This is a genomic window from Legionella genomosp. 1 (assembly GCF_900640215.1).
GTDB lineage: Bacteria > Pseudomonadota > Gammaproteobacteria > Legionellales > Legionellaceae > Legionella_C > Legionella_C quinlivanii_A.
Genome location: NZ_CAAAJH010000013.1, coordinates 36,851 through 51,155, shown reverse-complemented (window position 1 = coordinate 51,155; position 14,305 = coordinate 36,851). Strand labels below are relative to the sequence as shown.

The following is a 14,305-nucleotide window of genomic DNA, read 5'->3' as shown; positions in this document are numbered from 1 at the left end:
AACTTCTAGCGTTCCCAAAAGCGAGGGGAAAATAAAATCAATAAAGAGAAAATTTCCAGGCGTCCGGCAACCATAGCAAAGATAAGAACCCATTTGCTCCAGTGATTTAAAACGGTCATATTTTCACTGATTGCTCCTAAACCTGCTCCTGAATTGGAAATAGAGATGGCAATTGCAGAAAATGAAGTGAGAAAATCATTGCCAAATCCCATAAAAATTAACAATAAGAGAATGAATAAAGCAATAAATACCGAAATAAAACTCCACATGGATTGCAAAATGGGTTCTGGCAGACAATGCTTGCCAATTTTAATGGGTACAATCGCATTGGGATGAACCAGACGAATCATTTCTCGCCTGGATTGCTTAAAAATGAGCAGGGCGCGAATAACTTTGATGCCGCCACTGGTTGAGGCTGCGCAGCCGCCAATCAAACCAAGCATTATTAGTAAGATAGGTGTAAAAGTCGGCCAGTCATTAAATGGTTCGGCAATAAAGCCTGTGGTGGTTGCCAGGGAAATAATGTTAAACAATACGGTAATCACGGTATTGTGGCTGATATCAAAGAAGTCATAAATCACCAGACTACCGGTCACAATCAGAGTAGCAACTAGAAGAAAGCTGACATAGGTGCGAAATTCCTCATCCTGCCAGTAATGTTTTAAACTTCGTTTTTTGAAGGTAAAAAAATGAAGTGCAAAGTTTGTCCCTCCCAATAGCATAAAAAAGCAGGCGACCGACTCAATCAATTCACTTTGATAGAATGCAAAACTGTTGTCATGCATGGAAAAGCCGCCTGTGGAAACGGTGGAGAAACTTTCGCCCAGCGCATCAAACCAATCCATTCCGCTTATCCAATAGCAAAGCATGCACAGCAAAGTTAATAAAACATAGATTGACCATAGCGCTTTGGCTGTTTGGGCAATCCGCGGGGTGAGCTTGCTATCCTTCATTGGGCCAGGGGTTTCAGCCCGATACAGCTGCATACCACCAACCCCCAGCATAGGCAATATGGCCACCGCGAGAACTACGATACCCATACCTCCCAGAAATTGCAGCTGCTGGCGATAAAACAGAACAGCATGCGGAAGGCTGTCGAGATCACCAATAATTGTAGCCCCGGTTGTAGTTAAGCCCGAGACCGATTCAAAAAAAGCGTCAGTAACTGGATTGGGACTTTGTATTGCAAACAGGAAGGGCAGCGATGCAAATAAACAGAGAACGCTCCAGAAAAGGGCGACGATTAAAAAGCCATCTCGAGTCTTAAGCTCGTTTCTGCTTTGACGAAAGAGCAGCCATAACAAGCCGCCTGTACCAAAAGTACAAAGAAAGGCTATTACAAAGGGCCATAGGAAATCTTCCCGGAAAATGATATTGAAAAGGATAGGAGTGAGCATGCTGATACTAAACAGCATGAGCAAAATGCCAAGGATGCGTAAAATCGTTTTAATTTGCATTATTAACCCACAAAACTCAGACTCACCTGAAAGAGCGATTCAATGTTGCTAATGTATTTTTTCTTTAAAATCAGCAGAATGATGTGATCTCCTGATAGCAATATCAGTTCAGGATTAACCATTAATACCTGGCCATTACGAAATAAGGCTGCTATTGAACAGCCGGCCGGTAAATTCAATAAACTCACTGGACGTCCCACCACTTTCGAAGTGTGCTCATCGCCATGAATGACCAATTCTACAGCTTCTGCTTCACTATGTTGAAAGCGATAGACTTTAACCATATTCCCGCGGCGCAGTTTGGTGAGAATACTGCCAATTGTAATCAGCTGCGGTGAAATTGCCTGATCGATATTGCTGCCCTCAATCAGATCTACATAGGCATTGCGGTTAACCAGGGCCATTACCTGACGCGCGCCAAGACGTTTTGCCTGCAGACATGACATGATATTGACTTCATCATCATTAGTTACTGCACAGAACACATCAGTAAATTCGATATTTTCATTGACTAAAAGATCACGATCAGCGACATCACCCTGTAATACAGTGCCCTTGTGCAATTGAGTCACCAAATCATGGGTACGATCGGGGCTACGATCAATCACTTTAATTCTATAGCGATGCTCCAGAGCCTGCGCCAGTTCGGTGCCGATATGACCGCCGCCCGCAATGATGATACGACGATTGGGGTGAGTGTAGCGTCCAAGCGCAATCAGTGCTTCTTTAATAGCTTGCGGGGAGGCAATAAAAATGACTTCATCACCGCTGGCCACCTGCATCTCATCCTGCGGTGAGAGTACGTCCTTATCGCGAAAGATCATCACCACCCGCGCTTCTATCCCCTGCAGATGTTCATGAAGTTGTCTGATAGTCTTGCCTACCATTAAACCAGAGGATAGCGGCTTGATAGTCACCATTAATACATGGCCGTCAGCAAAGTCGAGAACCTGAGATACACCGGGATAATCAATAAGATTTTCAATATGATCAGTTACCAGTTTTTCAGGGCTGATGCATACATCAACCGGGACATGCTCATCCTGAAAGAGCTCAGGGTATTTATAATAGTTATGCGAGCGGATGCGTGCTATTTTGGTCGGTGTACGAAAGAGGCTGTAGGCAATCTGACAGGCCATCATGTTAATTTCATCGCTATTGGTGACCGCAATAAGCATGTCGGCTTGTTCAATACCCGCTTCAATTAATACGCTGGGATAGGCTGCATTTCCTCGTACAGTCTGTATATCAAGACGATACTGCAACTCCTGCAGGCGGCTTTCATCCTGATCAATTAAGAAAATATCATTATTTTCTCTGGCCAGATTTTGTGCCAGCGTACCCCCGACCTGGCCTGCTCCCAAAATCACTATCCGCATAACAGTACAGTTCCTTCATAGACAAACGTGGCAGGACCAGTAAGATAAATAGGAGAAGCCTGGTTTTCCCATTTTACGAGGAGTTCACCGCCAGGCAGATCCACCTGAATCGTTTCTTCCATCTGGTAAAAAAGGCGACCGATGGCTGCAGCAGCGACTGCTCCGCTGCCACAGGCCTGGGTTTCACCGCAGCCGCGCTCATAAACACGAACCTGCAGGCGATCATTGGTGATTATCTCCATAAACTCCGCGTTGACTTGCTCCGGGAAAAGGGGATGGAAACTGATTTCCTTGCCAAGGGTATTTACTGGGGCTTTCTGAATGTGATTTACCAGAGTTACGGCATGGGGATTCCCAACGCTAATTGCATGAACGGCGACATTGTTCCCCTTGGCCAATGATAATACATAAGAGTCTTGCTGCTGGGGCACCAGGAAAGGGATTTCCTGGGGATTCAGACTCGGTGGCGGCATTTCAATGGTTACAGAGTCATCTTTATTCAGGATTAGCTGCATGGTGGTGGTATGCGTACCGACGCGTATTTTCTTTTTGGTAGTCAGTCCATAATGGTAGAGAAAGCGGGCAATGCAACGTGCCCCATTTCCGCATTGTCCCACCTCCTGCCCGTCCGCATTAATGATGCGATAAAAGAAATCAAGCGATTTATCTTTTGACGGTTCAACGATGAGGCATTGATCAAAGCCGATGCCTCGATGACGATCGCTCAGCGCAATAATCTCTTTGGCAGTTAAATTGGCCGTTTGGTTAATTGCGTCTATGACGATAAAATCATTGCCTAAACCGTGCATCTTTGTGAATTTCAGACTCATGTTTTGGCTCTCGGGTTGGTCAGGATTCAGGGGCTGTTTGCTCTGGTAAATAAAGCGGTCCCTTTTGGCCGCAGGCTGACACATTGGCTATCAACACAATAAGCAACAGCACTTGCCCAAGGATCTTTCCTGATAATTTCATAGAAAAACTCCATGTCCGTATTTAATTATAATTATCGTCAGTGTGATATAAAAGAGCCGCGGTGTAAATGATTCACAGTCTGTTTAGTGTGCGATCCATAAAACAAGGCATCTTCTGAGCGGTTCGACAGGGTATGCAGGGTTCGGAAAGATTAGGCCATCACGAGTGAACTGATTCGCTCGGTTTCCAGTTGATCCAGTGTTTTAAAGGTATCGAGCATTGCCTTGTTGTAACGCTGATGAGAGCAGGCGTTAATAAAATGCTCTTTTTGACGTGCAACTGTCACTCCCTGCGAGTTGGTTTCTGTCCAGCTCAGCATAAAGTGCAGGGTTTGAGGAATTAAATTATCTTGCTGATAGTGAGGGGTTACCTCAATGCGTACACTCGGAACGTTTGGCCATTGCTGTTTCAGTTTTTCAGCAGTGTCGTTTTCGATAGCTTCCAGTATATTGAGATTGGCTGCTCTCGTTGCTGCGGTAATAGACTGCTGATCGTGCTCGCCTCCGAGGAATAAGGCAATTAAATGCGTCCAGTGAAACATATGACCTGTAGATTCGGCATCAATTTCTACGCCATGGGCTTTAAACACGTCCTTGCAGGCCGCTCTGAAGATTGTAAACTGATTGCATGGACGCTTTTTATTCTGATTTTCTTCAATCTGGTGAAGGGTTGCCGTAAATGTAACTTTGCCAGCTCGTTCCCAGATATGCTTGAATCGTGTTTTCAGGGTGGCCACAGACTGCCCGGGCACCCTGAGCGCGCCGTTAAAACGCGGGTTATTATCAGGAGTCGTATGAGTCCATAACTCTGAGGTCTCTGTTCTATAGGCCAGGCGCGCCTCTCGGCCCCCCGGCGTTCTTCCTACTTTCAGATAAGTGCGGCAGTTCTCCGCAGGGCTTGTCGGCTGAATTTCAGCTATGCGAACGCCTTTGTCTTTTAGCGGCGACTGACAAAATGTATTGGAAGCGTTTTTCGCCAGAATAAGCCGATTGGTCGAATAATCGATTTCCTCCTGGATGTGTCGTTTTCTTTTACTCGGGGGTTGAGAATGAAAAAAGGGAGTACAACTTCGCCGCGGTTTTTTTTCTGCCAAAGCGGCAATCAGATTATCATGATTAAGATTTTGAAGACGGGCCAAATGGAGCTGTAAAAAGGGCCTTGATAGTCGCTCCCTTTCCTGGGTATCAAAGCGTTTGTACAACTCAAACCAGACGTAGGGTGTCAGGTTTAAACCATTTTCAGCAGGCAACAGGGACGAGGACTGTATCGCAAATAAAGCCAGTTTTTCCTGATTATAATTCTCCTGCAGGTAATTAAAATGATACCATTTAGTGTCGCTGCTGCAGTCGATTTTTGAGATGTATTGGTCAATGCAGTCTTCAGGGAGATTTAATTGAGCAGCAAGTCCTTCTGTCAGGCGTTTAGCGGAGTCTTTCGTATCGGCGGTCAGATGTAATCGGCAAGCCTCATTCCAATCCTGAGGAGATAGTTTTCTGGATTTTTTTTCTTGCAGGGACAGAAGGAAGGATTCGATTTGCTCTATCATTGGGCTGTTTGATTACAAATAATACATCAAGAAGATTATTTTATCATGCTTTTGACGATCCTGCCAGATCGCTGAGCTTTAAAACGGATATCAATTTGTCCATGGAGAAATCCAGGCCATTTGAATCAATAAGTCAGTTTCATCAGGAATCATTGCTTTTTCTTGCACTGTGATAGCGCATTGGTGATAATTTCCCTTTTTTCGGAGAGCTTTGTTGAACGTTTACACAAAAGAGCCAGATACACCGCCGTTGGCTTCGGTAATTTGGATGCATGGTTTAGGAGCTGACGCCTCGGATATGTCAGGGTTAGCATCACAATATCCAATAAGCAAGCTGCCCGTTCGTCATGTGTTTATGAATGCTCCCGTTCGGCCCGTGACGATAAATGGCGGCATGCACATGCCGGCCTGGTATGACATCGTCGGCTTTGAGTTAACCGATCGCGAAGATGGCGAGGGAATTAAGGATTCCCAAAAGCAAATCAATGCGGTTATCCAGTCGCAGCTTGAAACGGGAATGACTGAAAAGCAGATTATATTAGCTGGCTTTTCCCAGGGAGCTGCAATGGCTTTGCATACGGCCTTGCACCGCCCTCAGGCAATTGGCGGTGTCGTGTCACTTTCCGGCTATCTGCCTCTCGCCAGTGAATGCCAGTTCCATTTACCCCGCGAAACGCCTTTTTTTATAGGATATGGACGTTTTGACAATGTCGTTTTACCCGAGTGGACTAACTACTCTTGCAGGTTTTTAGAATCCAGGGGTTATCATGACCTGACCATAAAAGACTATCCGATGGAACATTCTATCTGTCAAAGCGAGATTAATGATTTGGATAGCTGGTTAAAAAGATTGCTGGGAGATAAGGCATGACGATTGTACAAAAGTCACGCATTGTGAAATTTAGTTGCGAGCAAATGTATACACTGGTTAATGAAGTGGAGCATTATGCCGAGTTTCTTCCATACTGCAGTCAAAGTATTATACATCATCGAGACGCTGACGAGGTCCAGGCGACATTGGTCATTTCGGCTGCCGGAATGAATAAATCATTTACAACTCGCAACCGTTTGCAAGCAAATAAAATGATTGAAATTCGCTTGGTCGACGGGCCCTTCAGCCATTTAGAAGGGTTCTGGCGTTTTGATGAGGTTTCTGAAGGTTGCAAAATCTCTTTCGACCTCGAGTTTGAGTTTGCCGGCAGAATGTTTTCGATGTTGCTGGGCCCTATTTTTGAGCAAATTACTAATAAGATGGTGGATGCGTTTTGTGACCGGGCAGAGAATTTGTATGCTTGACATTGAGGTGGTGTTTATTCCTTTGGGACAAAAGACATTTCAGGTTAAATGTTCACTGGCTGAGGGTGCCTGTGTTGGCGATGCGATCCGACAATCTGGTTTACTGGACGTCTACCCTGAGGTTTTGGAATTGGATTATGGTATTTTTTCAAGAAAAGTATCTGCTGATACGCAATTAAAAAACGGGGACCGGGTGGAGGTCTATCGTAAATTAACCAATGACCCCAAGGAAAAAAGGCGTATTCGAGCCAAGGCTGTAAAATGAAATGGCTGTGCATGCTGGTTAAACCCGGCTTGCAGCCAGGCTTAACCGCTAAAGCCTAGGGAAAATGCTCAATACGAGTCAGCACGCCATTACTGAAATATAAGGAAACGTTTTTTACCTTGAGCGGTGAACTGCCTTTGCGCCAGGTATAAGCGTAATCCCAACGGTTATTATTAAAAGTTGGGCTCAAAAGGCTACTTCCCAATAAAATAGCGACATCTTGTTTGCTCATGCCTGTCTTAAGCCGGGATACAGTGGATTGCGGTAAAAGATTACCCTGCTGAACGATTCGTCTTGAAAAATCATAAGAGGCGCACGATGCAATGCCGAATGAAATTGTAAGAGCAAGTAATAAACGTAACAATCGCATAATTTTGCCTGTCCTGAAAAATTTCGCCATAATAGCATGTCATTCGTAGAAAGACACTCCAATCGATTAGCTTTTTAAGGAGCCTGTGTGGAAGAGAGCCAACAGTTAAAAGACGCTGGATTAAAAATTACCATGCCCAGACTCAAGGTATTGCAAATCCTTGAACAGTCTAAAGAACACCATCTTAGCGCCGAGAATGTCTATAAGGCATTATTGGACATGGGCGAGGATGTAGGCCTGGCCACGGTATACCGAGTTTTAACCCAGTTTGAAGCTGCTGGCCTGGTTGCCCGACACAATTTTGAAGGAGGGTATTCAGTTTTTGAATTGACCCAGGGTGATCATCATGATCATCTGGTCTGTGTTAAATGCGGGCGGGTGGATGAATTTGTCGATGAGGTGATTGAAGAGCGTCAGCGGCTGATTGCTGAACGTGCCAATTTTAAAATGACTGACCATGCGCTGAATATCTATGGTCTTTGCCCAAATTGCCAGGTGAAATGATTAGACTATTTATGATGGAGATGATGGATAAAGATGAATTCTCTTGATGACTGGTAAACTGCATTATACTTAGGCAAAAGATCAGTATTGCAAGGATGTTACAAAAATGAATGAGGAATTACGCAAAGCATATGCCGCCGCTGAGTATCCGGTAATGGATATTGGTGGAATTCTGCTTGATAACACGCTATTGCCTGACTCTCCGGTGAATCTGGTATTGAAATCCTTTAACCGGCATGGGTTGATTGCTGGCGCCACCGGAAGTGGTAAAACCAAAACCATGCAGGTGCTTTGCGAGCAATTGTCACTAGCAGGTGTTCCCAGTCTGGTTATGGATATCAAGGGCGACGTGTCAGGATTGGCGGTACCGGGAGTGGAAAATGATTTTTTACGAAGGCGCTGTCAGGACTTGAATTTATCGTTTACTCCGCGCGGTTTTCCGGTTGAGTTTCTAACTTTGAATGACGAGCAGCAAGGCGTTCCTGTCAAAGCGACAGTCGCTGATTTTGGTCCCATCCTGTTTTCACGGATGCTGGACATTAATGAAACGCAATCCGGTGTGGTAACCGTTATCTTCCAATATGCAAAAGAAGAGCAACTTCCCTTAATCGATTTAAGTGATTTCAAAGCCTTGTTACAGTATGTACAGACAGATGCCGGTAAGACAGAGATAGAATCCCGTTTTGGGGGAATCGCTTCTTCGTCGATAGGTATTATCACCCGTAAAATTATCGAACTCGAAACGCAGGGCGGTAACAGTTTTTTTGCAGAACCCGCATTTAATGTGATGGATTTGATGCGCACGACGAATCAGGGATTAGGCATTATCTCCATTCTTCGATTAATGGATATGCAGGATAAACCCAAGCTATTCTCAACCTTCATGCTGAAGCTTTTATCGGATGTATACCGTGTGATGCCAGAGCTAGGGGATCCGGATAAGCCGAAACTGGTGTTATTTATAGATGAAGCGCATCTTATCTTCAAAAATGCCAGTAAGGCCCTGCTCAATCTGCTGGAAACCATCGTCAAACTGATTCGTTCAAAAGGAATTGGGCTGATATTCAGTACGCAAACGCCCAAGGACATTCCTGATAGCATTCTCAGCCAGTTAGGTTTGAAAATTCAACATGCCCTGCGCGCCTTTACCGCTAAAGATCGACAGGCCATGAAGCTGGTGGCTCAGAACTTTCCACCGACTAACTATTATAATACAGAGCAGCTATTAACCTCTTTGGGCATTGGAGAAGCGTTACTCAGTGCTTTGGATGGGAAAGGCCAGCCGACGCCATTAATTCAGTGCATGATCAGAGCGCCCGAATCGCGTATGGGCGCTTTAACTGAGCAAGAGCTAAGTTCAGTAGTCCAACAATCCTCTCTGGTATCGCAATACCGGCGGAAGGTCAATACGCGTTCAGCAGCCGAAATTCTTGCAGAGCGCAAAAAGAATACTATCGATTTGACCATGGATGAAAGTAAGAAACGAAAACCAAAGGAGCAGGCAGAGCCTTCAATGATTGATCAATTGAGCAAGAATAGCTTATTTCGACAATTAGTTCGTCAGTTCTTTCGTCAGCTTACAAATCAGCTGCTTAAAATTCTGGGCGTGAAAAAAAGCCGGTAATGAGGGTCGTGCCATTAAGTTAGCCCCATTTTCTATTAAACTGTCTTCCCCACGAAGGTGGGGAACCATCTTTGAGCTAGCGATTATGCCAACTGAGGAATGGATTCCCGCCTTCGCGGGAATGACCAATTCCTTAACTTGATGGCCGTGGGGGGATGGGGGGGGAATATTGTCTATACTTAAGGGGAGTAATTGGTAAAAGCAAAAGCCTCGCGGCGTTAAAAATGGAGTGACACGGAAGTGCTCTTTATAAATAATATGCAAAAATTTCGCAATATCATTACCATAAAAATATTGGCTTCACTATCTTTGCTAATCAGTCTTTTTGGTATGCTGCTGTGGATTGTGGCTGCATCACAGATTCATATCTTTGCAGGTAGTCATTATCCGATGCAGTTTAATACTGCATTGTGCGTTGCCTTGAGCAGCATCTCTATATTAGTCTTGCCTTCAAGGAAAAAGCTGGCGTTAATTTTGAGCCAGTTTGCCAATCTTCTGGCTGCTCTGACCTTTGTTCAATATCTGACCGATATGAATTTTCGTATAGATGACCTGTTTGGTTATATGGACTTAAACGTGACCTATCCGGGTCGAATGGCTCCAAATACGGCCTTGTGTTTAATTTTATTAAATACTGCTCTTCTGATGCACCTTAAATGTCATTCGAGAATTATACGCTTCACCCAACTCGCCCTCGTTTGTGTAGTCTTTGGTTTGACTTTCCTGTCGTCTATTTCCTATTTTCTTGAAATTAAAGCCGTTTATCTATGGTCGGGTTTGACCGCTATGTCGATTCAGACCGCATTGGGTATTATCTTTTTAAGCAGTTCCCTTATTATTTTGTTTCTTCTGCGTTTTCGGCGTTTTTATGTGGGTTTGATCGAAACTATTGTGATAGTGGTTACCGGAACGCTGGCGTCCATCCTGTTCTGGCAGTTTTTGTATATTGATTTTGAATACAATGTACAGAAAAAAATTCAAAATGAGGCGATGGTTGTCAGTAATGAAATCAAGACTATTCTTGGCTCTCAGGCTGAAGCGGCAAGGCGCTTTTTCTATCGGGTCAGCGATTCACCTATAGATGATGAGCGAATAAAAAAAGATGCTGTTCATTACCTCGAAGATATGCCCAGTCTGGTATATATCCAATGGCAGGCAAATCAGGGTTTAATGACCAACAGCAGTCAATTGGTGATGAATCAGGCTGAGATGGCGCGGCTCTGCGATAATGACCCATCCACAAGTTCCGGAATACGAACTGTAGTTTCTCGAAAGCAGTCAAATAATCATTATTATCTCTGTTTGCTGAGTGCGAATGATTCAAACAGGCTTATGCTTTTCGATTTTACTAAATTTCTTTCCGATACCATTAACAGTCTTCTGCCGCGAGGCTTTAATCTCAGGATTTCTGATAATCAGCATATACTTTTTGAGCGTTTGTCTACTGAACCCAGCAATAGCAGCAATTTGCGATTTGCCGATAAACTGGAGGTGCATTCTCTTGCGGGTGAACTGCGGCTCTTCATCTGGCCAAGTAACCATTATTTACGAAGCAATAGCCCTGTTTTGCCCGATTTCTTTTTATTTTTTGGCCTGATAATCACCGGCCTTTTGGCATTTATTAATTATTTGAAACACAGTGTCAATATGAAAAATGAAAAGCTGCGTAATACGATGCAAAACAGAAACCAGCAATTATCTGAAATGAAAGCCAAGTATGAACGCATTTATGAATACTCCCCTGATATGCTTTTATTCATTGATACGGACAATCTAATTACGGAGTGTAATGAAACCTTCGTTGATTCAATGGGCTATTTTAGAAAAAATGGTGTTTTAGGACGTAGTTTATTTGATGTGTTGCATTTGAAAGATAAAAAAATTAAAAGGGATATAGCTAAAATACTGGCGGATAGAGGAGCAATAAAAAACCTGGAATTGTCGTTGACCAATCTAAATGGAGAAGTGTCCCTGGTAATGTTAAAAGCCAGCCCTTTTCTGAATGAAGAAAAAGAGTTCCTGGGATATTCTTTTAGCTTACGTGATATTTCGGATATCAACGCCTTAAAACAGGAATTAATGGCTCGGGAATACAGTGTCAACTTATTCCGCGAGAATATTGCTCTTTACGATCACATTCTTGACGAAACGACTGATGGCTGGTGGGATATTAACCTGGAAACGAAAGAATGCCGTTTGTCAAAAAAATTGCTGCGTTCTTTAGGTCTGGATGCACGTTATTCTCATTCACATGTGAATTTTTTTAGAGAGCATGTGATTCCTGAAGATTTTGCTATTGTCGAAAACAATTTAAAACAACATTTGATTTCAAAAGGCCGCTTTCCTTTCAAACAGGAGGTTCGTTACAGACATCAAAATGGAAAGCTGGTATGGATCTTCTGCCGTGGTCAAGGCATTCTCGATCCCGATGGTAAAATTCGAAGGGTTGTGGGTACACACGTTGATATTAGTGCCCTTAAGTTAACCCAGGCCAAGTTATCAAAAAAAATCAAGGAAATGGACTTAATTGATCAATCAACTCATTTGGTTTTAATGTCTGATGATATCGATACGGCGCTGAGGAACTGCTTATCGCTGATTGGCCTTACAACTCCCTTTTCCAAAGGTATTCTTTATCGCTATCACCCCGCCGCCAATGTCATGGTGGCTACAGCTATCTGGTCTAAAAAAGAGATTGAACCTGAAATGCTAGAGGAGGGGGAGTTCCCTCCTTTTTCGCTGGCCTATGGTGAAGGGCTGGCAGGGAGAGCATGGCAGGAAGGAAAGTCACAATTATCCAGGGTTGACATTGAAAAATTCAAGGCGGTTCTGGTTAATAAATGGAATAAACTTACCTTAAATCAGGTGATAGCCGTGCCTCTTTTTTTAAGTGATAAGGTGGAATGTATTTTTGAGTTTTATCCAACAAAAAAATTAGTCATCAATGAGAATGAGCTGGGTCTTTTTGATATTCTGGCCACACAATTAAGTCTGGCACTGGAAAGAAAAAAAGCAGATTATCTGCTAAAACATTTAGCCTTGCATGACGAGCTCACCCAACTGCCTAACCGTCGTGCCTGCCTTGAAATGCTCGAAATGAGCTTGAGCCGCGCGAAGCGGAGTAATAGCCGGTTTGCATTAATGTTTCTTGATCTGGATGGCTTTAAACAGGTCAATGACAGCTTTGGGCATCATATTGGTGATTTACTACTGATTGAAGTGAGTCAGCTGTTTAGAAAAGCTATTCGCAAGCAAGATTATCTGGCGCGTCTGGCCGGTGATGAGTTCATTATTATTGTAAATGATTTACTTAATCAGGAAATGTTGGCGGTACTGGCTAATCGGTTGATTCAATCTCTTTCACGCCCTCTGGTACTGGAAAATAATATTGTGAAAGTATCGGTCAGTATAGGCTGTGTTACTTATCCTGAAGCAGGTCAGAACATCGAGGACCTTTTACGAGGCGCGGATTATGCCATGTATAAGGTCAAACAGGGCGGTAAAAACAGTTTCTCGGGTTTATCCTGAGATTTAAGCCCCTCTCTTCAACTCTCACTGCCATTAAGTTAAGCTCAGTTGTATATTAAATTGTCATCCCCGCAAGATTGCGTGAATAAAGAGAGGTATACAAAAAACTGTCTTTGCGAGCGTTAGCGAAGCAACCCAGATCCTACCTTTATTCAAGGCTTCGATCTGGATTGCTTCACTTTGTTCGCAAAGACGACAGGTTTTCGGGATTACCTATTTAACACGAACAGATAGCTCGAGAATAAACTCTGCAATCTTTTCCGGTTTTTCCGGATAATTGACAAAGGCGTCGATTGCTACTTTCTTATTCACGCGCTCGCCACTTTCTTTAGATTCAAATAGCGCCGCTCTGACTTCCTGGCCGCTATCACAAACAAAAAAAACATCCGATTCCGGACGTCGAAGGAATTCGGCATGGAACGATTTGAAAACCAGAGAAAGCTTTAACTTCTCTTTATTGGCGTAATAAAAAGCGTGAAGTCCCCCGGCGACATCTGCGCCAACAGCCAGTGCACCGAAATACATGGAGTTAAGGTGATTTCGGCTTCGTCGACGCAATGGGATTTTCATTACAATCTGATCATCATTTAATACCAGAAGTTTGGGGCGTAAATGGCCAATCAGAGGCACCTGGAATGTTCCAAAATACCATAGGAAATATTTGAAGCGTTTAAATACGGTCATGAGTCGTCCTTGTTTACCTGTAGTTTAGAAATAATCTTTTTTACACCGCGTACCTGATTGACGCGCTTGACAATTGCCAAAATCGATTTTTCCTGTTTTACCTTTCCACTCAGCGTCACCGTACCATTGCTGGTGCTGGCTTTAATACCCACTAAAGGGATGGATTCATCATCAAACACTTTGGCTTTTAAAACGGCTGCTTCAACTTTTGCTGTAATATAGGCATCCGTTAATCCCATATTGACTGGTTTGATTACCAGATTTTCAATCTCTACCGATTTAACGCCTTTGGTTGATTTGGCGAGCGTTAAGGCATCGACAAAGGCCTGTCGATCATTGACGTGTCCGCTTAAAGTGACGACCCCGTTTTCTGTAGATACCGAGATTTTTAAGGGGTTTAAATCTGTGTGTTTTGTGTATTTGGCCTTAATTTTCGCAGTGATGACTGAATCACTGATAGTTTGCTCAATTTCTTTCAGATTGGGTTCAGCATAGGCAGAAGGAATTGAACCTAAAAAACAGAAAGTTAAAATAAAATATAGAAAAATACGCATGGCAGGCTAAATATCAAATCCAATTTACGGAATTATACCATAGATTGTCATTGCCGCGCGGAAAGACAAAGCGGTGTAATCCGCGCATCTGGCGATGAATTCTATTATCCCGGGAAACTGTGTCAT

Annotated in this window: 14 protein-coding genes; 6 read left to right on the top strand and 8 right to left on the bottom strand. The window is 43.5% G+C overall.

The window, feature by feature from the left end:
• Positions 1 to 5 precede the first annotated feature (5 nt).
• From E1O89_RS11985 to E1O89_RS11965, 5 genes are all read right to left on the bottom strand, one after another.
• Positions 6 to 1,457, bottom strand: coding sequence for a TrkH family potassium uptake protein (locus E1O89_RS11985; RefSeq protein ID WP_133140368.1), 1,452 nt, complete (start codon positions 1,455 to 1,457; stop codon positions 6 to 8).
• A 2-nt stretch (positions 1,458 to 1,459) separates the two neighbouring features.
• Positions 1,460 to 2,836 (bottom strand): Trk system potassium transporter TrkA, encoded by a 1,377-nt coding sequence (gene trkA, locus E1O89_RS11980; protein WP_133140367.1) that lies wholly within the window; start codon positions 2,834 to 2,836, stop codon positions 1,460 to 1,462.
• Positions 2,827 to 3,666: a diaminopimelate epimerase gene (gene dapF, locus E1O89_RS11975; protein ID WP_133140366.1), complete on the bottom strand. Its 840-nt coding sequence runs from the start codon at positions 3,664 to 3,666 to the stop codon at positions 2,827 to 2,829. The genes trkA and dapF overlap by 10 nt, the downstream gene beginning before the upstream one ends.
• 19 nt (positions 3,667 to 3,685) lie before the next feature.
• A complete protein-coding gene (gene lptM, locus E1O89_RS11970; RefSeq protein ID WP_133140365.1) occupies positions 3,686 to 3,808 on the bottom strand; it encodes an LPS translocon maturation chaperone LptM in 123 nt (40 codons plus the stop codon).
• 151 nt (positions 3,809 to 3,959) lie between these two features.
• Positions 3,960 to 5,354 (bottom strand): DNA/RNA non-specific endonuclease, encoded by a 1,395-nt coding sequence (locus E1O89_RS11965; RefSeq protein ID WP_133140364.1) that lies wholly within the window; start codon positions 5,352 to 5,354, stop codon positions 3,960 to 3,962.
• A gap of 214 nt (positions 5,355 to 5,568) precedes the next feature.
• Here E1O89_RS11965 and E1O89_RS11960 point away from each other — a divergent pair, with 214 nt between their 5' ends.
• From E1O89_RS11960 to E1O89_RS11950, 3 genes are read left to right on the top strand one after another with little or no spacing between them, the layout of a single operon-like run.
• Positions 5,569 to 6,225, top strand: coding sequence for an alpha/beta hydrolase (locus tag E1O89_RS11960; protein WP_133140363.1), 657 nt, complete (start codon positions 5,569 to 5,571; stop codon positions 6,223 to 6,225).
• Positions 6,222 to 6,650 carry a type II toxin-antitoxin system RatA family toxin gene (locus tag E1O89_RS11955; protein WP_133140362.1) on the top strand — a complete coding sequence of 143 codons (429 nt, stop codon included), beginning with the start codon at positions 6,222 to 6,224 and terminating at the stop codon, positions 6,648 to 6,650. Before E1O89_RS11960 ends, E1O89_RS11955 begins: the two co-directional genes overlap by 4 nt.
• Complete coding sequence (locus tag E1O89_RS11950; RefSeq protein WP_133140361.1) at positions 6,643 to 6,915, top strand: RnfH family protein; 273 nt, start codon at positions 6,643 to 6,645, stop codon at positions 6,913 to 6,915. The genes E1O89_RS11955 and E1O89_RS11950 overlap by 8 nt, the downstream gene beginning before the upstream one ends.
• A 55-nt stretch (positions 6,916 to 6,970) precedes the next feature.
• On the opposite strand, the gene E1O89_RS11945 is transcribed toward E1O89_RS11950, so the two are convergent.
• Complete coding sequence (locus E1O89_RS11945) at positions 6,971 to 7,315, bottom strand: outer membrane protein assembly factor BamE (RefSeq protein ID WP_058507975.1); 345 nt, start codon at positions 7,313 to 7,315, stop codon at positions 6,971 to 6,973.
• Positions 7,316 to 7,372: 57 nt separating this feature from the next.
• Between E1O89_RS11945 and fur the strand changes: the two genes are divergently transcribed.
• From fur to E1O89_RS11930, 3 genes are all read left to right on the top strand, one after another.
• Entirely contained in the window at positions 7,373 to 7,789 is a 417-nt protein-coding gene (gene fur, locus E1O89_RS11940; RefSeq protein ID WP_112220470.1) for a ferric iron uptake transcriptional regulator, read from the top strand.
• 106 nt (positions 7,790 to 7,895) lie between these two features.
• The gene (locus tag E1O89_RS11935) at positions 7,896 to 9,413 is read left to right on the top strand and encodes a helicase HerA-like domain-containing protein (RefSeq protein ID WP_133140360.1); all 1,518 of its coding nucleotides are present in this window, start codon (positions 7,896 to 7,898) and stop codon (positions 9,411 to 9,413) included.
• Between the two features lie 240 nt (positions 9,414 to 9,653).
• Entirely contained in the window at positions 9,654 to 12,941 is a 3,288-nt protein-coding gene (locus tag E1O89_RS11930) for a diguanylate cyclase domain-containing protein (protein WP_133140359.1), read from the top strand.
• Positions 12,942 to 13,154: 213 nt separating this feature from the next.
• Here the strand turns inward: E1O89_RS11930 and E1O89_RS11925 are convergent, their stop codons facing one another.
• A complete protein-coding gene (locus E1O89_RS11925; RefSeq protein WP_133140358.1) occupies positions 13,155 to 13,625 on the bottom strand; it encodes a PaaI family thioesterase in 471 nt (156 codons plus the stop codon).
• Positions 13,622 to 14,179, bottom strand: coding sequence for a BON domain-containing protein (locus tag E1O89_RS11920; RefSeq protein WP_133140357.1), 558 nt, complete (start codon positions 14,177 to 14,179; stop codon positions 13,622 to 13,624). The genes E1O89_RS11925 and E1O89_RS11920 overlap by 4 nt, the downstream gene beginning before the upstream one ends.
• Positions 14,180 to 14,305: the final 126 nt, after the last annotated feature.